Annotated in this window: 26 protein-coding genes; 9 read left to right on the top strand and 17 right to left on the bottom strand. The window is 62.5% G+C overall.

The annotated features are described in order from the left end of the window. Positions 1–16: 16 nt before the first annotated feature. From pyrH to FFS37_RS11985, 3 genes are all read right to left on the bottom strand, one after another. Positions 17–739: a UMP kinase gene (pyrH, locus tag FFS37_RS11995; protein WP_137931154.1), complete on the bottom strand. Its 723-nt coding sequence runs from the start codon at positions 737–739 to the stop codon at positions 17–19. A 152-nt stretch (positions 740–891) separates the two neighbouring features. Continuing rightward, positions 892–2001: an aldo/keto reductase gene (locus FFS37_RS11990; protein ID WP_137931153.1), complete on the bottom strand. Its 1110-nt coding sequence runs from the start codon at positions 1999–2001 to the stop codon at positions 892–894. A gap of 37 nt (positions 2002–2038) precedes the next feature. Further along, on the bottom strand, positions 2039–2566 hold the full coding sequence (locus FFS37_RS11985; RefSeq protein WP_137931152.1) for a nuclear transport factor 2 family protein: 528 nt from the start codon (positions 2564–2566) through the stop codon (positions 2039–2041). Between the two features lie 114 nt (positions 2567–2680). Here FFS37_RS11985 and FFS37_RS11980 point away from each other — a divergent pair, with 114 nt between their 5' ends. Continuing rightward, positions 2681–3616 carry a LysR family transcriptional regulator gene (locus tag FFS37_RS11980; protein WP_137931151.1) on the top strand — a complete coding sequence of 312 codons (936 nt, stop codon included), beginning with the start codon at positions 2681–2683 and terminating at the stop codon, positions 3614–3616. Positions 3617–3626: 10 nt separating this feature from the next. Here FFS37_RS11980 and tsf read toward each other — a convergent pair whose 3' ends face one another. The 5 genes from tsf to FFS37_RS11955 form a co-directional block, all read right to left on the bottom strand. After that, positions 3627–4547, bottom strand: coding sequence for a translation elongation factor Ts (gene tsf / locus FFS37_RS11975; RefSeq protein ID WP_137931150.1), 921 nt, complete (start codon positions 4545–4547; stop codon positions 3627–3629). Positions 4548–4656: 109 nt separating this feature from the next. Continuing rightward, positions 4657–5439, bottom strand: a complete 783-nt coding sequence (gene rpsB, locus FFS37_RS11970; protein WP_023777441.1) for a 30S ribosomal protein S2 — start codon at positions 5437–5439, stop codon at positions 4657–4659. A 177-nt stretch (positions 5440–5616) separates the two neighbouring features. Further along, positions 5617–6228, bottom strand: a complete 612-nt coding sequence (locus tag FFS37_RS11965) for a LysE family translocator (RefSeq protein WP_137931149.1) — start codon at positions 6226–6228, stop codon at positions 5617–5619. Continuing rightward, complete coding sequence (locus tag FFS37_RS11960) at positions 6225–6503, bottom strand: DUF4031 domain-containing protein (protein WP_137931148.1); 279 nt, start codon at positions 6501–6503, stop codon at positions 6225–6227. The genes FFS37_RS11965 and FFS37_RS11960 overlap by 4 nt, the downstream gene beginning before the upstream one ends. 25 nt (positions 6504–6528) lie before the next feature. After that, a complete protein-coding gene (locus tag FFS37_RS11955) occupies positions 6529–7359 on the bottom strand; it encodes a cell envelope integrity EipB family protein (RefSeq protein ID WP_137931147.1) in 831 nt (276 codons plus the stop codon). Between the two features lie 138 nt (positions 7360–7497). Here FFS37_RS11955 and FFS37_RS11950 point away from each other — a divergent pair, with 138 nt between their 5' ends. The 5 genes from FFS37_RS11950 (at position 7498) to FFS37_RS11930 (ending at position 12245) form a co-directional block, all read left to right on the top strand. After that, positions 7498–7962, top strand: a complete 465-nt coding sequence (locus FFS37_RS11950) for a RidA family protein (protein ID WP_137931146.1) — start codon at positions 7498–7500, stop codon at positions 7960–7962. 7 nt (positions 7963–7969) lie between these two features. Further along, complete coding sequence (locus tag FFS37_RS11945) at positions 7970–8698, top strand: glycerophosphodiester phosphodiesterase (RefSeq protein WP_137931145.1); 729 nt, start codon at positions 7970–7972, stop codon at positions 8696–8698. 55 nt (positions 8699–8753) lie between these two features. Then, positions 8754–9968, top strand: a complete 1215-nt coding sequence (locus tag FFS37_RS11940; protein WP_137931144.1) for a GNAT family N-acetyltransferase — start codon at positions 8754–8756, stop codon at positions 9966–9968. 94 nt (positions 9969–10062) lie between these two features. Continuing rightward, positions 10063–11736, top strand: coding sequence for a sulfatase-like hydrolase/transferase (locus FFS37_RS11935; RefSeq protein ID WP_137931143.1), 1674 nt, complete (start codon positions 10063–10065; stop codon positions 11734–11736). A gap of 77 nt (positions 11737–11813) precedes the next feature. Continuing rightward, on the top strand, positions 11814–12245 hold the full coding sequence (locus FFS37_RS11930; protein ID WP_137931142.1) for an HIT family protein: 432 nt from the start codon (positions 11814–11816) through the stop codon (positions 12243–12245). Between the two features lie 12 nt (positions 12246–12257). Here FFS37_RS11930 and FFS37_RS11925 read toward each other — a convergent pair whose 3' ends face one another. From FFS37_RS11925 to FFS37_RS11900, 6 genes are all read right to left on the bottom strand, one after another. Then, positions 12258–12608, bottom strand: a complete 351-nt coding sequence (locus FFS37_RS11925) for an AzlD domain-containing protein (protein WP_137931141.1) — start codon at positions 12606–12608, stop codon at positions 12258–12260. Next, the gene (locus FFS37_RS11920; protein ID WP_137931140.1) at positions 12605–13342 is read right to left on the bottom strand and encodes an AzlC family ABC transporter permease; all 738 of its coding nucleotides are present in this window, start codon (positions 13340–13342) and stop codon (positions 12605–12607) included. The genes FFS37_RS11925 and FFS37_RS11920 overlap by 4 nt, the downstream gene beginning before the upstream one ends. A 159-nt stretch (positions 13343–13501) precedes the next feature. Further along, positions 13502–14125 carry a chloramphenicol phosphotransferase CPT family protein gene (locus tag FFS37_RS11915; RefSeq protein WP_137931139.1) on the bottom strand — a complete coding sequence of 208 codons (624 nt, stop codon included), beginning with the start codon at positions 14123–14125 and terminating at the stop codon, positions 13502–13504. Positions 14126–14191: 66 nt separating this feature from the next. Next, complete coding sequence (clpA, locus tag FFS37_RS11910) at positions 14192–16666, bottom strand: ATP-dependent Clp protease ATP-binding subunit ClpA (RefSeq protein ID WP_137931138.1); 2475 nt, start codon at positions 16664–16666, stop codon at positions 14192–14194. 6 nt (positions 16667–16672) lie between these two features. Beyond that, on the bottom strand, positions 16673–17005 hold the full coding sequence (gene clpS, locus FFS37_RS11905) for an ATP-dependent Clp protease adapter ClpS (RefSeq protein WP_171026253.1): 333 nt from the start codon (positions 17003–17005) through the stop codon (positions 16673–16675). 280 nt (positions 17006–17285) lie between these two features. Next, positions 17286–17615 (bottom strand): phasin family protein, encoded by a 330-nt coding sequence (locus FFS37_RS11900; RefSeq protein WP_137931136.1) that lies wholly within the window; start codon positions 17613–17615, stop codon positions 17286–17288. Between the two features lie 285 nt (positions 17616–17900). Between FFS37_RS11900 and FFS37_RS11895 the strand changes: the two genes are divergently transcribed. Continuing rightward, positions 17901–19337, top strand: coding sequence for a D-alanyl-D-alanine carboxypeptidase (locus FFS37_RS11895; protein WP_137931135.1), 1437 nt, complete (start codon positions 17901–17903; stop codon positions 19335–19337). A 45-nt stretch (positions 19338–19382) separates the two neighbouring features. Here FFS37_RS11895 and FFS37_RS11890 read toward each other — a convergent pair whose 3' ends face one another. Together FFS37_RS11890 and FFS37_RS11885 are read right to left on the bottom strand one after the other, a co-directional pair. Continuing rightward, positions 19383–20084 carry a DnaJ domain-containing protein gene (locus FFS37_RS11890; protein WP_137931134.1) on the bottom strand — a complete coding sequence of 234 codons (702 nt, stop codon included), beginning with the start codon at positions 20082–20084 and terminating at the stop codon, positions 19383–19385. Between the two features lie 266 nt (positions 20085–20350). Beyond that, a complete protein-coding gene (locus FFS37_RS11885) occupies positions 20351–20788 on the bottom strand; it encodes a DUF1489 family protein (protein WP_137931133.1) in 438 nt (145 codons plus the stop codon). A 152-nt stretch (positions 20789–20940) separates the two neighbouring features. Between FFS37_RS11885 and FFS37_RS11880 the strand changes: the two genes are divergently transcribed. Further along, positions 20941–22461, top strand: coding sequence for a serine hydrolase (locus tag FFS37_RS11880; protein ID WP_171026246.1), 1521 nt, complete (start codon positions 20941–20943; stop codon positions 22459–22461). 35 nt (positions 22462–22496) lie between these two features. On the opposite strand, the gene FFS37_RS11875 is transcribed toward FFS37_RS11880, so the two are convergent. Then, positions 22497–23900 (bottom strand): L-serine ammonia-lyase, encoded by a 1404-nt coding sequence (locus FFS37_RS11875; RefSeq protein WP_137931131.1) that lies wholly within the window; start codon positions 23898–23900, stop codon positions 22497–22499. A gap of 62 nt (positions 23901–23962) precedes the next feature. Between FFS37_RS11875 and FFS37_RS11870 the strand changes: the two genes are divergently transcribed. After that, complete coding sequence (locus FFS37_RS11870; protein WP_232375631.1) at positions 23963–24787, top strand: cysteine hydrolase family protein; 825 nt, start codon at positions 23963–23965, stop codon at positions 24785–24787. Position 24788 lies beyond the last annotated feature (1 nt).

Below are 24788 nucleotides of genomic sequence, written 5' to 3'. Positions count from 1 at the left end.
GGGATCAGGCCCTGGATCAATCGTCCGCGACGACCGTGCAGCGGCCACCGCCCCTCAAAATATCGCCGAAACCACCTTTTTCGTGGATCGAATAGACGATTATCGGAATGTTGTTTTCGCGCGCAAGTGCAATCGCAGCCGTATCCATGATGGAAAGGCCACGTTTTATCACCTCGGCATGGCTGATGCGCTCGAAACGCGTCGCGTGCGGGTCCTTTTTCGGGTCGGCGGAATAGACGCCGTCGACCTGCGTGCCCTTGAACAGCGCATCGGCGCCGATTTCGGCGGCGCGAAGCGCGGCGGCCGAATCAGTGGTGAAAAACGGATTGCCGGTGCCACCCGCAAAGATCACCACCTTGCCCTGGTTCATGTAGGCGGTGGCCTGGCGCTGCGAGAAGCTCTCGCAGAGTTCCGGCATGGCGATCGCCGACAGCACCACGGCGTCAACGCCGATCTTGTTGAGCGAAGTGCGCAGCGCCAGCGAGTTGATGACCGTGGCAAGCATGCCCATGTGATCGCCAGTGACGCGGTCTCCGCCCTTTGAGGCGACGGCCACGCCCCGGAAGATGTTGCCGCCGCCGATGACGACGCCCACCTCGATCCCCAAGGCGCGCGCCTCGGCGATATCACCGGCGATGCGGTCGACGACGGAGACGTCGATGCCGAAATGCTGCTCCCCCATCAACGCTTCGCCCGAAGCTTTCAGCAAGACACGTCGATAGAGGGGTTTCACCGTCATCTGGTTCCTCGAAAATCCCGGCGCGGCAAAATTCCGAAGGCGAAAAGGCCTTCCGGTCCGCCCGGCGATGCTGTCATGACGGGTTGACCGGATACACGAAGGGCGCGGTGATGTCACGCCGCGCCCTTGTGCAAAATTCCAGGCTTTTGCGATCAGTTGCTGCTGACGGCAACGGCTTCACCTTCGATCATAACCGGCAGCGCATAGCCGGAAGGTTTGTCGCCGGTCAGGACGCCGCCGGCGACCCGAACCTGAATCTCGGAACCGAAATAGGAGTGCGGGAAAGGCGCCGGTGCGTGGCTCACCTCATCCAGCCGTTGGCGCAGCGCGGCGGGAATGGTGAAATCGAGCGCGGCGAGATTGTCTTCCATCTGAGACAGATTCGTCGCCCCGAGAATGACCGAAGCGACCCCCGGCTGCGTCGCTGCCCAGTTGACCGCGACCTGAGCCATGCTGCGGCCGAGTTCGGCGGCCACCTTTTCCAGTTCGGCAACGATCGCCCAGTTGCGCTCGCTGAATTTCCGGAACCCCGGATGGGTGGTGTTGCGGAAACCATCGAGCCTGCCGGCGTTGCCATCCTGGGTCGGCCTGTACTTGCCGCTGAGTAAGCCGCTGGCCAGCGGGCTCCATACCATGATGCCGGCACCGTGACGCGTCCCGAACGGCACGAACTCATGCTCGATGGCGCGCTCGGTCAGCGAGTACTCGAGCTGCAGCGCCGAAACCGGTTCATAGCCGCGCAGTTCGGCGATCGTCTGGGCGCGGCCGGCGTACCAGGCCGGCACGTCTGACAGGCCGATATGGCGTATCTTGCCGGCCCGCACGAGGTCATCGAGCGTGCGCAGAACCTCCTCGGCGGGTGTCAGTCTGTCCCAGATATGCATGAGATAGAGGTCGATGTAATCGGTGCCGAGCCGCTTCAGGGAAGCGTCCACGGCGCGCATGATGTTCTTGCGGCCGTTGCCCCCTGCATTGGGGTTCCCGGGGTTGGAATTCATGGTGAATTTCGTGGCGATCACCGCCTTGTCTCGCAAGCCCCGTTCGGCAACGAATTCACCCAGCCAGGTCTCTGCCGTACCGTTGGTGTAAAGGTCGGCCGTGTCGAAGAAGTTGCCGCCGGCCTGGACATAGGTTTCGAATATGGCGCGGGCCGTCTTCCGATCCGCACCCCAGCCCCATTCCGTCCCGAAGGTCATGGTGCCCAATGCCAGCCGGCTGACGCGCAGGCCGCTATTGCCCAGTGTGTAGTAGCTCATCGTCATTGTCTTGTCCGATCGTGATTCTCAGTCGAAGCGCGGTTCAGTTGCCGGGTGTCGTCTTGACCCACGGGTTGCCGCGCTCATGCGTCATGCGAAACGTGAAGCCATCGACCTTCCAGCCGGCGGCCGAGCGCGTCAGATGGTGCTCGTAGGTGCCCCAGACCTCCCAGAGCGGATCGCCATTGCCTTCCATCCGGTTCCAGGCATAGCCGTTGGAGCGGACGATCGCGGCATCGGCATCGAGCGCCACCTGATGGTTGGTGCGCAGATGCAGGCTGGTCTTGCCGCCCTTGAGATTGCCGGCCCAGGCGCCGATCAGATCGTCAGAAGCAATGGTGGCGGCGGGTTGTCCCGAAAGGCTGCTGAAGTCGGCTCTGACCTTGTCCGCGAAATAGCTTCGGGCGAGCTTCCAGTCCTGCGCGTCGACCGCACGGTCGATGGCGTCGGCGATGCGGATGACGGCCCGCTCGTCGACGAGCGCGCGCCAGCCGGATGGTTCGGCCCCGCCGGCATCGATCGGCGCCAGCGCCAGGCCTGCCGCGAATGTCGCATGTTTCAAGGCGTTCATGTTTCTTCTCCTCGCTGAACCGGCTCAACGCCGTTTTCTGGAGGCAATATGGCCCGGACGTCTCCGCTCGATAATATTGCATTGTCTGTAAGGACTATGCGATATCATGCATGAATGGATCGGGATCTGCTCAGCCACCTGCCTGTCATCGTTGCGGTTGCCCGGCGCGGCGGCTTCGCACTCGCCGCCGCCGAGCTCGGCATGAGCCCTTCGGCGGTCAGCCACGCGGTACGATTGGTGGAAGAGCGCATCGGGCAGCCGCTGTTTGCGCGAACGACCCGCAGCGTTTCGCTGACCGAAGCCGGCAAGGCGCTGGTCGATGCGGCAGCCCCTGCCCTCCAGGATATCGCCGAGCGGATGGACCGCATCCGCGGCATCAAAGGACGCCCTTCCGGCCTGCTCAGGATCAATGTTCCACTCATTGCAATTCCGCTGGCGGTTACGCCGGTGGTCGCGGCGATGGCGGAGCGTTACCCGGATGTGACGGTTGAATTGCTCACAGACCAGAGATTGACCGACATCGTCGGCGAAGGTTTCGATGCAGGCATCAGGCTGGGCGAAATGATCGCGCAGGATATGGTCACGGTGCGGCTGACCCAGCCATTCAAGGCCGTGATCGTCGCTTCACCGGCCTATATCGGAGGGCGAGGCCGCCCGCTCCGCGTGGCCGATCTCGAGAATCACAATTGCATCGGTTACCGGCTGATTCGCTCCGGAGCGCTCTACCGCTGGGACCTGAGCGAGAACGGCAAGGATATCGTGGCCGAGACGCGCGGCACCAGCATCGTCACGGATTCGCTTGCCGCCATCGAGCTCGCGCTGGCGGGGGTCGGTCTCGCCTATGTCTTCGAGCCGCTGGTGCGTGCTGATATCGCCGCCGGTCGCCTCGTCCAGATCCTGCCGCAGACGGCGATCGAGGAGCCCGGGCTTTTCCTCTATTTTCCGCGACGGGCGTCGATGGCGCCAAAACTACGGGCCTTTATCGACACCGCACAAGAAATCGGCCTGACATCCCTGCGGATGTCAGGCCGAAAAACACTGTCAGATTAAAGCGTTAGGCTTACTTCTTGACCGCCGCAGCGACTTCGGCCGCGAAATCGGTCGCTTCCTTCTCGATGCCTTCACCGAGCGCAAAGCGCAGGTAAGCGGTGATCTTTGCCGGAGCGCCGATTTCCTTCTCGGCATCCTTCAGCGCCTTCTCGACGGTGATGTCGGGATTGAGCACGAAGGCCTGCTTCAGAAGCACGACTTCCTCGTAGAACTTGCGCAGACGGCCCTCGACCATCTTCTCGATGATCGCTTCCGGCTTGCCGGATTGACGCGCCTGGTCGGAGAAGATCGCCTTCTCGCGTTCGACCGCGGCCGGATCGATCTGCTCGGCGGTCAGCGCCATCGGGTTGGTGGCTGCGACATGCATGGCGACCTGACGGGCGAACGCATTGGCCGCATGCTCGTTGCCGGTGGTCTCGATGGCCACGAGCACGCCGAGCTTGCCGAGGCCGTCGGCAACCGCATTGTGGACATATGTCGCGACCGCGCCATGCGGAACGGTGAGCTTGGCCGAACGGCGGAAGCCCATGTTCTCGCCGATGGTGCCGACGGCATCCTTGATGGTGTCGGTGACCGACTTGTCGGAGCCCGGATACTTGGCGGCGGCAACGGCCTCCGTCGTGCCATAGGCAAGCGCGACCTTGGCGACGTTGGCGACGATTTCCTGGAACGCGGCGTTACGGGCGACGAAGTCGGTTTCCGAGTTGACCTCGACGACCGCGGCCTCGCGCACGCCGGCGTCGACGCCGATCAAGCCCTCGGCGGCCGTGCGGCCGGCTTTCTTGTCGGCCTTGGAGATGCCCTTCTTGCGCAGCCAGTCGACGGCTTCTTCCATGTTGCCGTTGGTCTCGTTCAACGCAGCCTTGCAGTCCATCATGCCCGCGCCGGTCAAGTCGCGGAGTTCTTTGACCTGTGCAGCCGAAATGCTCATTGTCGCCTCTTTGTTTCAAATGCGCCGACGCACCATCGAATCTCGATGGTGCGTCTGTTTAGCGTGCCAAAATATGAGAAAGATGAAGGCCGCGAGCGGCCTTCGATTATCAGGCTTCCGGGGCTTCCGATGCCGGAGCCGGGTCGAGCGCCGGCTCGACGGGAGCTTCGACCGAAGCGCCGATGTCGACGCCCAGCGCACCCTGCTGGCGGGCGATGCCGTCGATGGCGGCCTTGGCGATCAGGTCGCAATAGAGCTGGATGGCGCGCGCGGCGTCATCGTTGCCGGGGATCGGGAAGTCGATCTTGTCCGGATCGCAGTTCGAATCGATGATGGCGACGACCGGGATGCCGAGGCGCTTGGCCTCGAGGATAGCGATCGCTTCCTTGTTGGTGTCGATCACGAACATCAGGTCGGGCGTCGAGCCCATGTCCTTGATGCCGCCGAGAGCCTTGTCCAGCTTCTCACGCTCGCGGTCGAGGTTCAGGCGTTCCTTCTTGGTCAGGCCCTGGGCTTCGCCGGCCAGCATCTCGTCGAGCTTGCGCAGGCGCTGGATCGAGTTCGAGATCGTCTTCCAGTTGGTCAGCATGCCGCCGAGCCAACGCGAATTGACATAGTACTGGGCCGAACGCTGCGCGGCGTCAGCAACGATGTCGGATGCCTGGCGCTTGGTGCCGACGAACAGCACGCGGCCGCCCTTGGCGACAGTGTCGGAAACCTGCTTCAGCGCCTGGTGCAGCAAAGGCACGGTCTGCGAGAGGTCGATGATGTGGATGTTGTTGCGGGCGCCATAGATGTAGGGCGCCATCTTCGGGTTCCAGCGGTGGGTCTGGTGGCCGAAGTGAATGCCAGCTTCCAAAAGCTGGCGCATGCTGAAATCAGGCAGTGCCATTCTCATTTTCCTTTCCGGTTAGCCTCCACGGACACAGGCATTTCTGGACGAAGTCCTCGAACGCCACCGGAGGTTTCAGCCGGATTTCTCCCGGGCAGACACCAAAGTCCGTGTGTGGAATGAGCGCGCATATAGAGGGGAAGCGCGCTAAACGCAAGCGGTGTAGCGCTTCAGCGCTCAGCGTGCGGCAATCAGCGCCCCGGTGCCGATCATCGCGCTGCCGGCAAACCTGTTCATCAAGCGCATGCGCTTCGGGGTCCTGAACCAGCCCGAGGCCCGGCCGGCAAGCGCCGCGTAGGTCCCCATGGTGACGATGTTGACACTGATGACGACGGCCACGACCAGCAGGCCGTCGAGGAAGGTCATGGTGTCGAGATTGAGGATAAGCGGCATGATCGAGGCGTGGAACAGGATCGCCTTCGGATTCCCCAACGCGATGGAGGCGCCAAGAAAGAATGAGCGCGACAATCGCGCCTCCGCCGTTCGCGACTCATCCGACCGGGTGGCCGAAGCCCGCCACATCTTGACGCCGAGGTAGATCAGATAAGCGGCGCCGGCATATTTCAGCAGCAGAAATATCCATTCGAATGTCTGCGCCAGGGCCACCAGCCCGAGCAACGCCAGAGTGACCAGCACGGCATCACCGGCCGCGACCCCGACACCGGCGATGAAGGCGCGAAGGAAACCGCGCGACACGCCATTGGTGATGACCGTGAACATGGCTGGGCCCGGTGTCGCGGCAGCGAGCGTGACTGCGACGCAATAAGCCAGAAATGCCGTTGGTGTCATGACCTGGCCTTACCGTTGGGCACCCGCACCCGGCGGAAGATCGCAACGATCTCCTCACGGGTGCATTCGATAGCGCCGAGCCGCACGGCGCGGTCGCGCTCGAAGCCCGTTATGTCATAATGCGGCGCCGATGTCTTGGGCGGTCCCTGATAGGACGATCGCTTCACGCCCAGCAAAGCGGCGAACCGGTGCAGTTCGTCGGTGTCGTCGGCCATCAAGTGGCACCAGCGATGGCCGGCCCACTTCCAGATCGCCGCGTCGACATAGACTGCCACCGGGCGGCCGCGGCCTACGCGATCGCTACTTGGAGACCGGGCAAGGTTTCGTCTGGTCGAACAGCGACAGATTGACCAGCTTGCCGGTCATGGAGAAGTCGCCATAGTCCATGACGAGATCGCGCGTGATGCCGTTCTCGTGCAGCTTGAAGCTGATCCGGTACTCCGGCACTTCCTCGCCATTCTGCGCGCTGTCGTCGAAATAGGCGATGTCGACGGGCCAGTATTTGTCGGTGGCGAGCTTGGCCAGCGCGGGCGCTTCCGGATCGGCCTTGTCGGCTTCGGTCTTCTTGCCGACGACGACGGTGGTGGTCATCACCTTGTTGGCGTCCTCGGAACCGTCGAACAGGTTCGTCTGATAGAAGTTCTCGCCCTTCTCGGCCTTGCCGATCAGTTCGACCAGATGCTGGGTAGGAAACTGCGTGGCCGCGAGTTCCAGGCTGTTCTTCTCCGGCTTGTCGATGTCGACCTTCAGCCCCTTGGCATTCTTGGTCGCGACACCCTTGACCTCCTTGTCGAGATTCTGGTCGACAAACGATTTCGTCACGAAGGAGAACGTCTTGCCTTCGGCGTCCTCGAAAGTCGTGGTCTGCTGGTCCGTCAGCTTGGTGTTGTCGTTGGTCGCGATCTGCGTCACGAAACGGAACTTCACCGTATAGCCTTCGCAGGCCGAGCCATTGAATTCGTAGACCATGCGGCCGGTGATGCCGGTAATGCCTGAACGGTCATCCGCCTTCTTGAGGGTAAGATCGTAGACGGCGCGATGCGCTTGCAGGGCCGGTACGGCAAACGCGGAGCCTACGGGGAACAGCGCCGACAAAAGAACGGCGTGGAATGCAAGGCGCGTTGCGCGCATGAGGTACTCCGATCGTCGCGGCTGGTGACAGGCCGCAGGGAAAGATGGTCCAGCTTAAAAAAAGTCGTGGCGGAAGCGAGGCAAAAATAGCAATTTCGGCCCGGCCAGCGCGGCGCCTTCAAGCAATAGGGAAAAGCAATGAGTGAAACAATCGAAAAGCGGCTAAGCGATCTCGGCGTCACGCTTCCGGTCGCTGCCGCACCGGCCGCCAACTACGTGCCCTATTGCAGGTCAGGCAACCTGCTGTTCACGGCCGGCCAATTGCCGCTCAAGGACGGCAAGTTGCAGGCCAGCGGCCTGCTCGGCCGCGATGTCGACACCGCCGCCGGCAAGGAAGCGGCGAAATACTGCGCCATCAACATACTGGCACAGGCCAAGGCCGCGCTTGGCGATCTCGAGAAGATAGGCCGGCTGGTCAAGATCACCGTGTTCGTCGCCTCCACCCCCGATTTCGTCGAACAGCATCTGGTCGCCAACGGCGCTTCCGACTTCCTGGTCGCCGCTCTCGGAGAACGTGGCAAGCATGCCCGTTCCGCTGTCGGCACCGCCTCGCTGCCGCTCAACGCAGCGGTGGAAATCGAAGCGATCTTCGAAGTCGAGTGAGCCTGTGATGACCGACCTTTCCTGGCTGATCGCCCGGCCCGTGGCCCATCGCGGCTTCCACGACATGAACAAGACCCGCTGGGAAAACACGCTGTCGGCCTTCGCCGCGGCGGCCGACCGCGGCTACGCCATCGAATGCGACGTGCACCTGTCGTCGGACGGCATTCCGATCGTCATCCATGACGACGACCTGAAACGGCTGACCGGAGAGGACGGCTTCGTCTGGCAACGCAGCGCGGCTGAACTGACCGCGCTCAACGTGGGTGGCACGTCGGATCACGTGCCGACACTGCAGGAAGCGCTCGACCTGGTCGATGGCCGCGTCCCGATGGTCGTCGAACTCAAAGGCATTCCGGGCCGCGACGAGGGCCTGGTGGCGCGCGTCGGCAAGATGCTCAAGCGCTACAAGGGCAAGGCGGCTATCATGTCGTTCGACCACTGGCTGATCCGCGACTTCCCCAAGCACGCCCCCGGCATTCCCGCTGGATTGACCGCCTACGGCAAGGACGGCAAGCTGATCGAAGCGCATTTCGCCATGCTGGCGCATGAATTGTCCTTCACATCCTATGCTGCCGGCGACCTGCCGAACCCGTTCGTCAGCTTCGTGCGCGAAAAGCTCAGAATGCCCGTCATCACCTGGACGGTGCATGACCAGCCCGCGATCGATCTCACCGTCAAATATGCCGATCAGATGACGTTCGAGGGGTTCGAACCCGACCTGGTGAAAGTCGCCTGAACAGAGTGCCCGAAACGTGACTTGTAGCGGCCCGGATGGAGCTTAAATAAGGCTCATGGATCAGGGCGACGAAGGCGACGGACAGGCAGCGAGCGCGGATTATTCGATCCGCGTCGCCGCGGGCATAGGGTCTTTCACCCGCGATGAGTGGAACGGGTTTGCAGGCGCCAATCGCGCCGATGCCGAAAAAGGGTATAACCCACTTGTTTCATTCGATTTTTTGAGCGCGCTTGAGGATTCCGGCTGCGCGATTCGGCGCACTGGCTGGCAAGGACACCATCTGCGGCTCGAGACCGCGCAAGGCAGGCTGCTCGGTGCGGTTCCCTGCTATCTCAAGTCGCACAGCCAGGGCGAGTACGTGTTCGACCATGGTTGGTCAGATGCCTTCGAACGCGCAGGCGGCCGCTACTATCCAAAACTGCAATGCGCTGTGCCTTTTACCCCGGTCACCGGCCCTCGCCTGCTTGTCGGCAAGGGCGAGGATCCCGATGCGGTAAAAGCCGGGCTTGCCGCCGGTTTGAAAATGGTGACCGACAAGCTCGGCTTGTCCTCGGCGCATGTCACTTTCGCGCAGGAGAGCGACGTCGCGACGCTGGAGGCGGCGGGTTTCCTGCACCGCACCGATCAGCAGTTCCACTTCTTCAACGAAGGCTTCTCGACCTATGACGACTTTCTCGCCACGCTTGCCTCCCGCAAGCGCAAGGCGATGAAGAAGGAACGCCGCGAAGCGCTTGCCGACGGCATCTCGATCGACCGGCTGACCGGCAAGGATCTGACCGAGAAGGCCTGGGACGATTTCTTCGCCTTCTACATGGATACCGGCAGCCGCAAATGGGGCCGGCCCTATCTCAACCGTCAGTTCTTCTCGCTGATCGGCGAGCGCATGGCCGACGACATCCTGCTGGTGATGGCCAAACGCGGCGGACGCTACATCGCCGGCGCCATAAACTTCATCGGCTCCGACGCGCTCTACGGCCGTAACTGGGGCTGCATCGAGGATCACCCCTTCCTGCATTTCGAGGTCTGCTATCATCAGGCGATAGACTTCGCCATCGAACGCAAGCTGAAGGTGGTCGAGGCGGGTGCGCAGGGAGAGCACAAGCTGGCGCGCGGCTACCGGCCGGTGACGATGCATTCGGCGCACTACATCTCGCATCCCGGCCTGCGCAACGCGGTCGCCGACTATCTCAGGCGCGAGCGCCGCGAAGTCGAACGGATGGGCGAATATCTGGAAGAGCACACGCCGTTCCGCAAGGATCTCGAAGACTAGCCGGCTTTCTGTACCCCCCGGCACCGTTTACCGTTCGGCAGGAATCCTGCTAAGCAATGCGAGGGCATGGGTGCGCAAGCATCCTGGGGGGTCTATGCAGGGTTTGGCATCTCTGGGTGTCGGGCAATGGCTTGGTGCGGCGGGGCTGGTGGCGGCGCCGCCACTGGTTGCCTGGCTCGAGGGCAGGCGCACAGCCTGGCCTCTCGGTTTCGCGACTTTCTTCCTGCTTTTTGGTCTCGCGCATCTCCTGTTTGCGGGTGATATTGTCGCCTTGTGGGCAGCGCTGGTGCTGACGGCGGTCATCGGCATCGTCTCCAAGCTGAAATACCGCCATCTCGGCTTCAACTTTCTCGCCGGCGACATCTATCATCTTGCCGCGAGCAGTTTCCGAAGCGTGCTTGCCGACCATGCACGCATGACCATCCCTGCCCTCGCCGCCATCGTCACGATCGTGTCAGGTGTCATTCTCCTGGCGCTCATGATCGCTGAACCGGCCATGCCGCTTCCCCAGCGGATTGCCTTGTTCTGCGTGGCGGCTTTTGTCTATCTGTGTGTGCTGTGGGCAAGCGGCGGCCCGAAGCGGTTTCGTTTTCACCATCTGACCGATGGTCGTTTCCACCTTTCGGCCTTCGTCGCTTCATGGTTCGGCGCCGGCCCCTCCCGGCGTCCGGCTTTCATCGACATCGATCAGGAACCATTGCCGCTCTTGCCTCCCGTGCCATCAAAACGGGAGGCAGGCGAACGAATGCCGCACATCGTCATGATCATGCATGAATCGACTTTCGACCCGAGACATCTGGGTGTTGCGGTCAATGGCCTGTTCGAGCGCTTCTTCACGCCTCCGGACGCCCTGTCCGGCGCGCTGCATGTCGACGTCTTCGGCGGAAGCACGCTGCAGACCGAATTTTCGGTGCTGACCGGGCTCTCCTCGCTCTCCTTCGGCAATGACAGCCGCTACGTCTTCCATCTGCTTAGCGGACGCGTGCGGCATACGCTTCCGTCGGCGCTGAAAGGGTTTGGCTACGACGTGTCCCACATCAGCTGCGACCGGCCTTCCTTCGTCAATTGCGGCCGGTTCTACCAGTCGATCGGGTTCGACACGGTCAGCTATGCCGAGACCTTGCCGCCTCCCTTCGATGCCGAGCGCTGGAAGCGCGAAAATCATGACGAACAGCTCTACGATCACGCCCGCGGCCAGCTTTCGCACCGCCTGGCGGCTGGCAAACCCTGCTTCCTGTCGATCGCGACCTTGATGAATCATGGCGACCACCGCCGCCGGATCTTTCCGATCGAGCGCCATGGCCAATTGCGCCGCGAGGCCGTCGCGGCGACAGGCATCCCCTTCTACGGCGAATACAGCGTGCGCCTGGCCGAAACCGTCGGGGCCTATGACGCCTTCCGCAAGCGGTTCGAAATCATGCTGCACGGCCAGCCGGCCATCATCGTGCGCTACGGCGATCACCAGCCGTCCTTCACCACGGCGCTTACCGGACTGCCGCCATCCGATCCGGCCCTGAGGCGGACATTTTATACGATCGAGGCGGTGAACTGCACGCTGCCGCACGATCTTGCCGCGCCGCCAGTGCTCGACAGCGCCTTCCTCTCGACGCTGACGCTGCAGGCCGCACGGCTGCCGCTCGACCCCGTCTTCGCCACCCGCGCCGCCCTGTTGAAGGACTGCGCTGCGCCATATTTCGACAGCGCGTCGTCACGCAAGCGACGTTTCCATCGCGCGCTTGTCGAAGCCGGCATGGTCGATCTCGCCTGATTGCGCCGCCACGTCGTCTTGCCGCTGGGGAGGCGCTTCGCTACACGGGATGGCGAGGCATAAACCGGAGTGCGGCCATGGCTGGAGCCACCTACGACACCGACAACATCTTCGCGAAGATCCTGCGCGGCGAAATCCCCTCGCACCGCGTCTATGAGGACGAACAAGTGGTTGCCTTCATGGATGTGATGCCGCAGGGGCCAGGCCATACGCTGGTGGTACCGAAGGCGCCGTCGCGCAATCTGCTCGACGCCAGCCCGTCCACATTCGGCCCGCTCTTCAGCGTCGTTCAGAAAGTGGCGCTCGCGGTCAGGAAAGCGCTCGATGCCGATGGCGTGACCATCCTGCAGTTCAATGAGCCCGCGTCAGGCCAGACCGTCTATCACCTGCATGTGCATGTCATTCCCCGCTTCGATGGCATCCCGTTGAAGCCGCACACAGGCGGAATGGAAAAGCCTGATGTGTTGGCTGCGAATGCCGAGAAGATACGGGCTGCGCTGGCGGGTTGACGCAGCGGGCAATCAAAATTTCAAATAAAGTCCCGCCAGGAGCAGAAGCTCGGCTGTAACGATGCCGACGACCATGCGCCTTCCCGACGCCAGGTAGGCGACGAAACCCAGGGCCGCCGCCGCTATCCTCAAGCCAAGCGAAGTGTGCGCAAGCGCGCCGCCCGGAAAGACGATGAGATTGCCGATGACGGCGGCCACGAGCGCCGTCGCCATGGTGCGAACCAGCACCAATAGGTCTGAATCTTCGGAAAGCTTGTCGCCGAGATAGACACCGAGGAAGCGCCAGACATCGGTCGCGGCGAAACCGGCAACGAGAATAAACAGGTATGGCCACCACCAGGCGCCGTTGGAAAAGTAACTCACGCCTCGCGCACCTTGCGCCGCCACAAGTGCCAGCCATAGGCGGCCGTTCCGCCGATCAGTCCGGCAACCAACAAATCGATCTCCGGCAACACGATGTGGAAGACTGGTCCAAGGACGAGGCCCAGGACCATTGCCACATGCCCTGCCCGTTCGCGTGCGGAGCCCCACAGCGAGGTCAGGAAATACATCGGCGTCAACATCAGCAAAGCCGCCGAAATCGCGGATGGCAGCGCGTCCGCCACCGCAAAGACGGCAGTCACCACGATGATGTTCGTCATCACCAGCGTGCCGCCGAGGCCCGCATAGTAGGTCGTACGCATGTCGGGCGGGATGCGCTTGAGGCGTTCCATGGCCAGCACCCAGGAGGTCACAGCCACGAAATGCGCCAGCAGATAGAGCACCCATTGCCGGGTTTTGCCGGCGCGCATCTCGGGCACGAGCGCCATCACCATCGGCATCAGACGTATAGCTGACAACGTGACGGCAAACATCGCCGCCGGCAGCGCCGCTCCCGATGTGATCGCGCCCACCAGCACGACCATGGATGGCAATGCCCACACCGTTGCGGCCATGAAAGCGGCGTGCGTCGCGGTGACCCCGGCGTCCTTCGCCAAGGCGGCAAAGCCAATGAATGAGCTGATGAGGATCAGGCCAGGCAGGGAAAAGGCCGCGCGAACACCGCGCAGGAACCAGGTGGAACGAGGCGCTGTGGCGTCCGGAATCCAAGTCGACATGTGCCGGCCATAGCATGCGTGGCCATAGGATGCGACTGTTGCGAAAGCCGTGTATCGTCTTTCCATCGATCCAGGAAAACCTTTTGGCCGCCCGCCTCAGGGGTTGGTCGGAGGTGCGGCAAGCAAGTTATGGCGGTGCTTGGAGAACTGACCTTTGCTTCAGCCAATCGGCAGTTGCGCCAGGAGCCTGAATGCCGACGGTTCCGGCCCGCTGGACAGGTGCAGCCGGATCGCCTCGGCGCAGCCCTGCGGGCTCAGCAGCGATGTATCGACCTCCAGGTCGTAGATACCGGGTTTGTGCACCTCGTCCTGCCATCGTCGCACCGGCAGCGGCACCGGATCCTGCTCCGACGCGACGACATAGACCCCTTCCGCCGCAACTGCGCGCCGTTGCAGGATAATGTCGATCGGGCAATGGACGCCGACAAACAGCACCGGCAATCCAGGCAGGCGCCGCGCGCATTGCGGAAGAATGTGCAGCGGAGTGGAATAGGCATCGTGATGGCCGACATCGGCGACGACGTTCAAGCCGAGCCGGCTGTGCGCCGCGATCGATTCGTAAAGTGCCGCATAGAAGCCCGGCACAAACGCTTCGAGATCGGGACGCTCGCCACCGGGGCGCAGTCCAATTCCCGGCTGCAGTTCGGGCGGCGTGACGCGCGCATAAGCATCGACGCCGAGATTCATCCAGACACCATCGAATGTTTGCTGGATCGCCCCGGCAATACTCGACTTTCCCGCACGTGGCGCGCCGTTGAGGACGATGATCTGGCCAATCTTCATGCCTGTTCTCCTTGCAACAAAAAAGCCCCGTCGCCGGGGCTTTTCTGCAATTCGGGATAAGGCCGATCAGCCCTTGCTGCGCGGCAGTTGCGGCACCAGGCTGCGCTTACCGCCTTCCTTGCCCTTGGGCTCCGGCTTTTGTGCCACTGCCTTCTTGGCAACCGGCTTCTTGGCCACTGCCTTGCGGGGCTTCGGCGCTTCCGCCTCTTCCGGTTCTTGCTTCGGCGTCACGGGCGCCTCGTCGGCCAGCGATTCGAGCTTCAGGCCGGTCTCACCGGTTTCCTTCTTCTCGACAGTGACACGCACCGTGCCGCCCTTCTTCAGCTTGCCGAACAGCACCTCGTCGGCCAGCGGCTTCTTGATGTGCTCCTGGATCACACGGCCGAGCGGCCGGGCACCCATGCGCTCGTCGTAGCCCTTGTCGGCCAGCCAGGCGATCGCGTCCGGCGATAGGTCGAAGGTCACGCCGCGTTCGGAAAGCTGAGCCTCCAGCTGCATGACGAACTTCTGCACCACCTGATGGATGACCGGCACCGGCAGCGAGCCGAACGGGATGATCGCATCGAGACGGTTGCGGAACTCCGGCGTGAACAGCCGGTTGATCGCCTCGACATCGTCGCCTTCGCGCTTGGTCGAGCCGAAACCGATGGCCGCACGCTGCGCATCGGATGCGCCTGCATTGGTGGTCATGATCAGGATGACATTGCGGAAGTCGATCTGCTTGCCGTTGTGGTCGGTCAGCTTGCCGTGATCCATGACCTGCAACAGGATGTTGAACAGATCCGGATGCGCCTTCTCGACTTCGTCCAGCAACAGCACGCAATGCGGATGCTGGTCGACGCCGTCGGTCAAGAGGCCGCCCTGGTCGAAGCCGACATAGCCGGGAGGCGCGCCGATCAGCCGCGAGACGGTGTGGCGTTCCATGTATTCCGACATGTCGAAACGGATCAGTTCGACACCGAGCGAGGCAGCCAGTTGCTTGGCGACCTCGGTCTTGCCGACGCCGGTCGGGCCTGAGAACAGGTAGGAGCCGATCGGCTTTTCCGGTTCACGCAAACCTGCACGCGCCAGCTTGATCGCCGAGGTCAGCGCTGTGATGGCGGTGTCCTGGCCATAGACGACGCGCTTCAACTCGACATCGAGGCCCTGCAGCACCTTCTCGTCGTCGGCCGAAACCGTCTTCGGAGGGATGCGCGCCATGGTGGCGATCGTGGCCTCGATCTCCTTGATGCCGATGGTCTTCTTGCGCTTGGCCTCCGGCACCAGCATCTGCGAGGCACCGGTCTCGTCGATCACGTCGATCGCCTTGTCCGGCAGCTTGCGGTCGTTGATGTAGCGGGCCGACAGTTCCACCGAAGCCTTGATCGCCTCATTGGTGAACTTCACCTTGTGGAATTCCTCATAATAGGGCTTGAGGCCCTTCATGATCTCGATGGCGTCCTCGATGGTCGGCTCGTTGACGTCGATCTTCTGGAAGCGCCGTACCAGAGCGCGGTCCTTCTCGAAGAACTGGCGGAACTCCTTGTAGGTGGTCGAGCCGATGCAGCGGATCGCCCCCGAAGACAAGGCAGGCTTCAACAGGTTCGACGCATCCATGGCGCCGCCCGAGGTCGCACCCGCGCCGATCACTGTATGGATCTCGTCGATGAACAGCACCGCGCCGGGATAGTCCTCGAGTTCCTTGACGACCTGCTTCAGCCGCTCCTCGAAATCGCCGCGATAACGCGTGCCGGCGAGCAGCGTGCCCATGTCGAGCGCGAAGATCGTGGCGTTGTGCAGCACTTCCGGCACATCGCCCTCGACGATGCGCTTGGCCAGCCCCTCGGCGATCGCCGTCTTGCCGACGCCGGGATCACCGACATAGAGCGGGTTGTTCTTCGAACGGCGGCACAGCACCTGGATGGTGCGGTTGATCTCGGACTCGCGGCCGATCAGCGGATCGATCTTGCCGGCCTTGGCCTTGTTGTTGAGGTTGACGCAATAAGCGGTCAGCGCATCCTGCTGCTGTTTCTTCTTGCCGCCTTCCTCCTGCGGCTCCGCGCCGTTCTGGCCGCCCTGCTCGTCATCGGCGCCGCGCGGCGAGCGCGTCTCGGACGCGCCGGGGCGCTTGGCGATGCCGTGCGAGATGTAGTTGACCGCGTCGTAACGGGTCATCTGCTGTTCCTGCAGGAAATAGGCGGCATGGCTTTCGCGCTCGGCGAAGATGGCCACGAGCACGTTGGCGCCGGACACTTCCTCGCGCCCGGACGACTGCACATGGATCACCGCGCGCTGGATGACGCGCTGGAAGCCGGCGGTCGGCTTGGAGTCCTCGTCATAACCGGTAACGAGATTGTCGAGTTCGGTGTCGATGTAGGTCAGAACGGTGTGCTTGAGCTCGTCGAGATCGACATTGCAGGCGCGCATGACGGCGGCGGCCTCGGTGTCGTCGATCAGCGCGAGCAGCAGATGTTCAAGGGTTGCGTATTCATGGTGCCGCTCATTGGCGAGCGTCAGCGCCTGGTGAAGCGCCTTTTCCAGGCCTTGGGAGAAAGCCGGCATGTTACCTCACTTCTTCTCCATCACGCATTGCAGCGGATGCTGATTCTGTCGGGCGAAATCCATGACCTGAGACACTTTGGTCTCGGCCACCTCGAATGTATAGACCCCGCACTCGCCCACTCCATGATTGTGAACATGAAGCATGATGCGTGTGGCGGCTTCGCGGTCCTTCTGGAAAAAACGCTCCAGCACGTGAACCACGAACTCCATCGGGGTGTAGTCGTCGTTGAGGATGAGGACCCGATAAAGGCTGGGCTTCTTGGTCTTGGTTTTGGTGCGCGTGATAACAGCCGTCCCGCGGCCGGCCTCATTGCCGTCGCCGCCGCCGCCGTTTTGCATCCGCGCCACATATCGCGTGGCAGTCAAACCGATCGTCACGTAATCCTGCCTCTTTCGAATCCCCATGCGAGTTCGACATGTAGGTGTTCGATGGACGATTTTAAGCCCTTCTGGTTAGCTGACAATATGGCTAGGTGACCAACTTGGCGGATTTTCGCAATCGTGAAGCGCTCCGCCGCCGCAGACCAAAACGGCATCAATGAAAAAGCCCGGCCACGCTTCCGCGGCCGGGCTTTTTTCCGGCCCCGAGGGAGCCGTATCCGAAATTGTCGGGCGAAAATTACTTCGCCTTGGCAACGATCGATTCGAACGGCTTGTAAGCTTCCTTGGCGAGTTCGGCATAGAGGTCGCCGATCTTGGTGGCCTCGGCGACGAACGCCTCGTAGGACTGTTTGGCGTAGTCTGTGTGAATCTCGATGGCCTTGTCCAGCGACTTGGCAGAGAACAGCTTTTCGAAAGCGGCGCTGCCGGCTTCAAAGCTCTTCTTGGTGTATTCGCCGGCCTCGGTGGCGATCGCCTGAGCGCCCTTGGACAGCGAAGCGAAGCTCTTCAATCCGGTGTCAGCGAATTCCTTGCCGTACTTGCTGAAGTCCTCATAGGTCTGGATCATTTCACGCTTCCCTTGACGGTTGAGGCGTCCTTCTTCGGGGCGCCATTGTGCAATGCACGCCAATATATTGTGCGCCGCACAAAAGTCAATATTCCCTTACCTGCCGGGAGCGCTTGCGCGGTCAATCGCTAAAAATCGAATAAAGAGAGCTTCAAGCCCGAAGAAAATGGTGAACGCGGCGGTTACCATAAACGGATTGGTAACGCTGCCCCGGTAGCTTGGCCGGAAGTGAGGCAGGATCCCTTTGCCGCCTCCAACGCAACGAGAAATTCAAAGGAACTACCAGTGCGTCAGGCGTTGTCGGGCATCGTTTCCAAATCCACCACCCCTCTCAAAACGATCATGATCATCGCCATGGCGATGACGCTCGTCGTTGCCGGCGCCGCTTCGTCGTTTGCCGCCAGGTCGGCGGCCATCGTGGTCGACGCCAAGACCGGGAAGGTGCTCTATTCGGCCGATGCCGACGGCAGGCGCTATCCCGCCTCGCTCACCAAGATGATGACGCTCTACCTGACGTTCGAGGCTCTGGCGAAGGGCAAGATCAGCAAGAACACGCCGGTCGTGTTTTCGTCCAAGGCCTCCGCCGAGGCGCCGACGAAGCTCGGCGTGAAGCCGGGCGGTTCGGTCACGGTCGAGACCGCGATCCTGTCGATGGTCACCAAGTCGGCGAACGACTCGGCGACCGCGCTCGGCGAGATGATCGGCGGCAACGAAACCAACTTCGCTCGCATGATGACCGCCAAGGCGCGGCAACTCGGCATGAACGGCACCGTCTTCCGCAACGCCAACGGCCTGCCCGATCCTGGCCAGTTCACCACGGCACGCGACATGGCCACGCTCGGTATCGCGCTCAGGGAGCATTTCCCGCAATATTACGGCTATTTCTCGCAGCGGTCCTTTCTCTATGGCCGCCAGCGCATCAACGGTCACAACCGCCTGCTCGGACGCATCAAAGGCGTCGACGGCATCAAGACCGGCTACACCCGCGCTTCCGGCTTCAATCTCGTCTCGTCCGTCTCCGACGGCAATCGCCGCCTTGTCGCCGTCGTCATGGGCGGCACGTCGGGAGGCAGCCGCGACAACCAGATGGCAGGCCTGATCAACACCTATATGCCGAGGGCCTCGACCCGCGGCGGCGGCGACCTCGTCGCCAAGGCCGACAGCAATCCGATCAAGGCGCTCGCCAAGGTTCTGCTGCCCAAGCACGACGCGCCGACCCCCGATGAAAAGCCGGTTGCCGTCGCGGAAGCCGATACGGCTGTCGCCGACGATGCGACCGTTGCGGATGCGACCATTGCCCAGGGCGACAGCGAGGACGAGGACGGCGCCCAGGCCGAAGCACCCAAGCTGGTCGCTCCGGCAAAGAAGGTGAAGACGGTCATCGTCTCCGCCCCCAAGGTCGCCACGGCCCAGGTCGTGACCGCCTATGCCGATCCATCTCCGGCCGTCGACCCTGTCAAGACCGCCTCGGTCCCGTCCGGCTGGGCCATCCAGGTTGCCTCTTCGCCCAAGCAGTCCGAGGCACAGGCCTTCCTCGACAAGACGACCAAGCAGGCGCCCAAGGTCCTGGCCGACGCTTCCGGCTTCACCGTCGCCTTCGACAAGGACGGCGTCACCTACTACCGCGCCCGTTTCGGCGGCTTTGGGTCGAAGGACGCAGCCTGGAAGGCCTGCACCGCTTTGAAGAAGAAGAAAATCGAGTGCTACGCGGTCCAGCAATAGGACGCGTGGAACCAATCTCCCGGAAATTTTTTGCGTCGAAGGAGACTAGTCGTGATTGGAGAGCAAGACGTCCTTGGCTTCGTTAATCCGCGCCGCCAGGAAAGACGTGCCGCCGATATCGGGGTGCAGGCGCTGCATCAGGCGGCGGTGCGCCTTGCGGACATCCGCCGCGGCGGCCCCCGCTTCAAGACCAAGGACCTTGTAGGCCTCCTCCTTAGTCATGGCGCCAGGACCTGGCGCAATACCCAGCCTTTCGCCACTGTTCGTCTGAGTGTTTTTGCGCCAGACGGGAAATCTGCCGTCAAGATACGTCTCTAGCAGTTGGCGGCTCTCCGCGTCGGCGGAGAGTTCGCGGTAGAGGTGCTGCAATTCGGCAAGTCCCATCGAGCCAAGCATCTTGCCGTCATGGCGGCCGGCCAGAACCAGCCCTTCCAGACCACCCGTATTGTGATCGAGATCCATCTCGAGCGCCGCCGTCCGCACCGTCGAGCGCTTTCCATCCGTCAGTTTGGGATTTGGCCGGTTTGTGCGCGAGGCGCCGTACCAGGCGACCGCCGCGAACAAGATAAGGCCACCGATCCCGCTGCGCCCGACCACCAGAACGGCGCCACCCACGAGTGCCAACAGGATCGGCCCAACCGTTCTCATGCCGTCTGCCAGCTTGCCCGGATCGGCACGAAGAAACGCCGTCGCCACGATCAGCAGCATCAGCAACATTGCGACCAGCACGATAAGTGCGCCTAGCATTCCCAACCGCCCCGCAGGCCTTCATCCACCTGGATAGCCGTGCGATGTCCTTCAAACATCTTTTCTGCGCCGGAATCATGGCCTGCCTCCGACAGATCGAGGACTGCCATGCGGGCCGGCTTCTTCGCCGTCGCCTCTGACGTCGAAGTCCACGGTTTTCCGCGCATGGAATTCAAGATGTGGCGTTCTCAGGCCGCTTGCAAGTGCAGCGCCGGGCAAGATCTAGGGCCAGAAAGCGGGGACAGGCAACGGTTTGGCGCGAGAGCCTACAGCAGACCGAGATCGGCGAGTTCGCGTCTGAGCTTCGGCGGCATTTCGACCAGACCTGCCTTGCCCTTGCCAAGGTCGGCCGGTGCGTCCGATGGTTTCAGATAGCGCCAGCCTTGAAACGCACGGCGGGGCTGCCAGTCGGTACGCACCACTTGCGGGTCGAGGACCAGATGGCAGCGGCCAATGCCCTCGCCGTCGGTGAAGGGCCGGATTTCGGTGATCAGCTGGCGGCATTGCACGCTGCCCTTGATCACCCAGTAGAGCGAGCCGCCGTCGGTGACCTCTTCGCCGCGCGTCGGCACCATGCGCGTGGTGTGCCAGTGCTCGGCCGGTTCGCCGGCCCGCCGGCGCTCATCGAGGCGAAACTCGATCCATTCTTCGAGATCCTCGACGCTGTCGCAGCCGACGCAGAGCTTTAGGAGATTGAGAGCCATGTCGGAAGATTTAATCCGCCGGGAGAATGCGTCAACGGCCTGGACGAGTTCTCCACAGTGCCAAGGGACCGCCCGCGCTAGCCTACGAGGACACGAAAGAAGTGGCTATGCCCGTGGGCGGAGCTATGCTGGCAAGATGCGGAGCGACAGGCATGTTGGCACATGATCGAAACCAGAACGGGGTCAACAGACGCAAGCTGCTTGTGGCGGGAGCGCTGACATTGCCCGCCATCATCACGAGTGCCAGGGCCCAAAGCGCCATTACCTCCGCGGATGAAACAGCTCGGATGCAGGCAACCGATGTCGAGGCGCGCATTCTGCGGGTCCTCGCCGGACTTCGGCCCCCAATCGGATTTGCAGGTCAACCGCATGCGAGCCTGGCGGACCGGATGGCAGCGTTACATGTTCCCGGAGTCAGCATCGCGGTTGTCCACAAGGGCGCCATCGAATGGGCGCGAGGCTTCGGCGTTGTTGCAAACGGTGGAGATCCGATCGAACCGGACACGCTGTTTCAGGCGGGATCGATCAGCAAGCCTGTTGCCGCGATGGCGGTTCTGGCTTTGGCGCAGGCAGGCAAGCTCGATCTCGATACCGACGTGAATTCTTATCTCAGGAGTTGGAAGGTTCCGACGAATTCCTACACCGACAAGACGAAGGTCACCCTTCGGCAATTGCTCAGTCACTCCGCCGGCACGACCGTACACGGCTTTGCGGGCTACGAGGCTGGGACAGCGATCCCCACTCTCATGGAGGTTCTGAACGGCGCTCCGCCGGCGAACAACCCTCCTATTGTCGTTGACCTGCAGCCCGGCACTCGTTTTCGGTATTCCGGTGGGGGCTATACGATCGTGCAGCAATTGCTGATCGATGTTACCGGCAAGCCATTCGCCGAATTGCTGGATGAGACAGTGTTTCGGCCACTTGGAATGGCTCGCAGCAGCTATCGCCAGCCCCTTCCCGCCGGAGACCTCCGCAATGCCGCCATGCCACACAACGCGGATGGTGATCCGGTGACCGGTGGCCCCCACGTCTATCCGGAGCTGGCGGCAGCGGGATTGTGGACGACGCCAAGTGATCTGGCCCGTTTCGATCTGGCCCTGCTCGACGCCTGGGCGGGCCGGCCAATGCCAGTGCTTTCCCAGCCGGCGACCGTTCAAATGCTGACCCCGGGCCTGGGCAACTACGGGCTGGGTCTCATTGTCCGCAGTTCATCGCCGCATCGTCGTTTTGGCCATGACGGCGTGAACGCGGGTTTCATAAATTCGATGATCGCCAGTGAGACGGGCGACGGTGCCATCGTGATGACAAACGGCGATCAGGGCGACGTCCTGGTCGCGGAGATCATGCAGAGCATCGCCGCCGAGTACCAATGGCCTGACTGGATTCGAAAAGAGCGGAAATTGGCTGTGGTCGACCCAACGTTGCTGGATCGGCTGGTTGGGGACTATCGGCTGAGCCCGACCATGGTCCTTCATATCTCGAATGTAGGCGGGAACCTGTTTTCGCAAGCGACGGGACAGGCAAAATTCGAGCTATACCCGCAAAGCGATCGGGAATTCTTCACGACCGCGTTCGATTCGGTACTTACCTTCGAAACCGACGGTTCAGCCGATGCGAGGCGATTGACCATCCATCGGGACGGTCAGGACTATCCCGCAGAGCGCATCCCCTGAGCGGGAGCCGCCCGTCTGATCGAGGCCGTTGCGGCTCAGCACTCCACGACATTGACCGCGAGGCCGCCAAGGCTGGTTTCCTTGTACTTCTCGTTCATGTCGAGGCCGGTCTGGCGCATGGTTTCGATCGCAGCGTCCAGCGGCACGAAATGGACGCCGTCGCCCTTGATCGCCAGCGATGCCGCCGTCACCGCCTTGACCGCGCCAAGGGCGTTGCGCTCGATGCACGGTACCTGAACCAATCCGCCGACGGGATCGCAGGTCATGCCCAGATGATGTTCGAGCGCGATTTCGGCAGCGTTCTCGACCTGCTCGGGCGTGCCGCCCATGACGGCGCAGAGCCCGGCCGCGGCCATCGCCGAGGCCGAACCCACTTCGCCCTGGCAGCCGACTTCGGCGCCGGAGATCGACGCATTGGATTTGATGATGCCGCCGACCGCGGCGGCGGTCAGCAGGAAGTCGCGAATGCTCGGCTGATCGGCTTCGGGATGGAAGTGCAGCCAGTAACGCAGCACCGCCGGCAGCGTGCCGGCCGCGCCATTGGTCGGCGCGGTGACGACGCGGCCGCCGGCCGCATTCTCCTCGTTGACGGCCATGGCATAGATGGAGAGCCAGTCATTGGCCAGCAGCGGATTGGGGCGGTTCTGCTGCCACTGCTCCTGCAGCTTGTCGTGGAGCTGCCGGGCGCGGCGGCGCACCTTCAGACCGCCCGGCATGATGCCGTCCTGCGACAGGCCGCGGTCGATGCAACCCTTCATGGCGCCCCAGATGCCGTCGAGGCCGGCGTCAAGCTCCTCGCGCGACATCTGCGTCTCCTCGTTGACCCGCTTCATTTCGGCGATGGAGAGACCGCTCTTTGCCGCCATCTTCAGCATCTCGACGGCATTCTTGAAGGGGTACGGCACCTTCTTGCCTTCCGTGGTCACCGACCCCTTGGCCTTCATGCGCTGCAGTTCTTCTTCCGAAACCACGAAGCCGCCGCCGATCGAATAGTAGATGCGCTTTAGCAGCAGGCGGCCGCCGGCGTCATAGGCGTAGAAGGCCATGCCGTTGGCGTGGCCCGTGAGCGGCGTCTTGCGATCGAGCACCAGATCGGTGGCGGGATCGAAGCGGTAGGAGGGATGGCCGGGCGGGGATATCAGCTTGTCCGCGGAGATGCGGGCGACGATATCGTCGGCCTGGTCGGGATCGACCGTCTGCGGAGTTTGCCCGGCGAGGCCGAGAACAACGGCGCGGTCGCTGCCATGGCCGATGCCGGTATAGGCGAGCGATCCGTGCAGGCTGGCGCCGATTCGGGCAACCGTGCTGCCTGCCGGCCGCGGCCAGTCGTCCCCCGCAACCTCGTCGAGGAACCGCCGCGCGGCCGTCATCGGCCCCATCGTGTGCGAACTGGAAGGCCCGATGCCGATCTTGAACAGGTCGAAAACCGAAAGGAACACGTTGTCTCCTGGGTCGTGCGTCGAGGACCATATATAGGAACTCGCGGGATGTTTCCGCTCTTTTGACGATCGCGGCTCGGCATCCGCCGACCTTGTTTGCTCTGGCAGCGACATTGATTGCCGGACCGTCGGGGCGCGGCTATCTTGCGCCGGGCACGACAGCGTTGTCCGTGATTGCAGAGGGGGATGTGATGCTCGCGTTGAATGCCAGGCCCAAGCCAGTGCGTATCGATCCCACCCGCACGGCGGTGATCGTCGTCGACATGCAGAACGCCTTTGCCTCGGCGGGCGGCATGTTCGACCTGGCGGGCATCGACATATCGGGCGCGGTGCCGGCCATCGACGCCAACCGCCGCCTGCTGGCCGCTGCCCGCGAAAGCGGCATGGCCGTGGTCTACCTCCAGATGTCCTACAAGCCCGACCTCAGCGACGGCGGGGACGCCACCTCCCCGAACCACTACAAGGAACTGGGGATGGTGATGATGCGCGAGCGCCCGGAGCTTCGCGGCAAGCTGCTGATTGACGGCAGTTGGGACTGGCAGATCGTCGATGCTTTGAAGCCCGCGCCAGGCGACAAGATTGTCCGCAAGTCGCGCTATAGCGGATTTTGCGATACCGGCCTGGAGGCGTATCTGCGGGCTCGCGGGATCCGCTACCTTCTGTTCAGCGGGGTCGCCACCAACATCTGCGTCGATGCGACCGCGCGAGACGCGTACTCGCGGGAGTTCTGGCCGATCCTGGTCGAGGACGCGATGAACCATTCGGGTCCGGATTTCAATCGGCAGTCGACCTTGTGGAACTTCGAGAACGCCCTGGGATGGGTTACGCGGACCGACATGGTCATAGCGGCCCTGCAAATGGAACCCGCCGAACCCCAGCCAATCTGAA

The sequence above is a fragment of the Mesorhizobium comanense genome (assembly GCF_005503535.1).
Taxonomy (GTDB): Bacteria; Pseudomonadota; Alphaproteobacteria; order Rhizobiales; family Rhizobiaceae; genus Mesorhizobium; species Mesorhizobium comanense.
This window is presented reverse-complemented; position numbering and strand designations above follow the sequence as displayed.

Coding starts and splice junctions, on each gene's coding strand:
- FFS37_RS11900 (WP_137931136.1), bottom strand. CDS start 17,615: ATGATCCAGACCTATGAGGACTTCAGCAAGTACGGCAAGGAATTCGCT.
- clpA (WP_137931138.1), bottom strand. CDS start 16,666: ATGCCGGCTTTCTCCCAAGGCCTGGAAAAGGCGCTTCACCAGGCGCTG.
- FFS37_RS11945 (WP_137931145.1), top strand. CDS start 7,970: ATGACCGACCTTTCCTGGCTGATCGCCCGGCCCGTGGCCCATCGCGGC.
- FFS37_RS11920 (WP_137931140.1), bottom strand. CDS start 13,342: ATGTCGACTTGGATTCCGGACGCCACAGCGCCTCGTTCCACCTGGTTC.
- FFS37_RS11885 (WP_137931133.1), bottom strand. CDS start 20,788: ATGGCTCTCAATCTCCTAAAGCTCTGCGTCGGCTGCGACAGCGTCGAG.
- FFS37_RS11940 (WP_137931144.1), top strand. CDS start 8,754: ATGGATCAGGGCGACGAAGGCGACGGACAGGCAGCGAGCGCGGATTAT.
- FFS37_RS11880 (WP_171026246.1), top strand. CDS start 20,941: ATGTTGGCACATGATCGAAACCAGAACGGGGTCAACAGACGCAAGCTG.
- tsf (WP_137931150.1), bottom strand. CDS start 4,547: ATGAGCATTTCGGCTGCACAGGTCAAAGAACTCCGCGACTTGACCGGC.
- FFS37_RS11965 (WP_137931149.1), bottom strand. CDS start 6,228: ATGACACCAACGGCATTTCTGGCTTATTGCGTCGCAGTCACGCTCGCT.
- FFS37_RS11930 (WP_137931142.1), top strand. CDS start 11,814: ATGGCTGGAGCCACCTACGACACCGACAACATCTTCGCGAAGATCCTG.
- pyrH (WP_137931154.1), bottom strand. CDS start 739: ATGACGGTGAAACCCCTCTATCGACGTGTCTTGCTGAAAGCTTCGGGC.
- FFS37_RS11955 (WP_137931147.1), bottom strand. CDS start 7,359: ATGCGCGCAACGCGCCTTGCATTCCACGCCGTTCTTTTGTCGGCGCTG.
- FFS37_RS11980 (WP_137931151.1), top strand. CDS start 2,681: ATGGATCGGGATCTGCTCAGCCACCTGCCTGTCATCGTTGCGGTTGCC.
- clpS (WP_171026253.1), bottom strand. CDS start 17,005: ATGCAAAACGGCGGCGGCGGCGACGGCAATGAGGCCGGCCGCGGGACG.
- FFS37_RS11935 (WP_137931143.1), top strand. CDS start 10,063: ATGCAGGGTTTGGCATCTCTGGGTGTCGGGCAATGGCTTGGTGCGGCG.
- FFS37_RS11950 (WP_137931146.1), top strand. CDS start 7,498: ATGAGTGAAACAATCGAAAAGCGGCTAAGCGATCTCGGCGTCACGCTT.
- FFS37_RS11985 (WP_137931152.1), bottom strand. CDS start 2,566: ATGAACGCCTTGAAACATGCGACATTCGCGGCAGGCCTGGCGCTGGCG.
- FFS37_RS11915 (WP_137931139.1), bottom strand. CDS start 14,125: ATGAAGATTGGCCAGATCATCGTCCTCAACGGCGCGCCACGTGCGGGA.
- FFS37_RS11890 (WP_137931134.1), bottom strand. CDS start 20,084: ATGCTAGGCGCACTTATCGTGCTGGTCGCAATGTTGCTGATGCTGCTG.
- FFS37_RS11990 (WP_137931153.1), bottom strand. CDS start 2,001: ATGACGATGAGCTACTACACACTGGGCAATAGCGGCCTGCGCGTCAGC.
- rpsB (WP_023777441.1), bottom strand. CDS start 5,439: ATGGCACTGCCTGATTTCAGCATGCGCCAGCTTTTGGAAGCTGGCATT.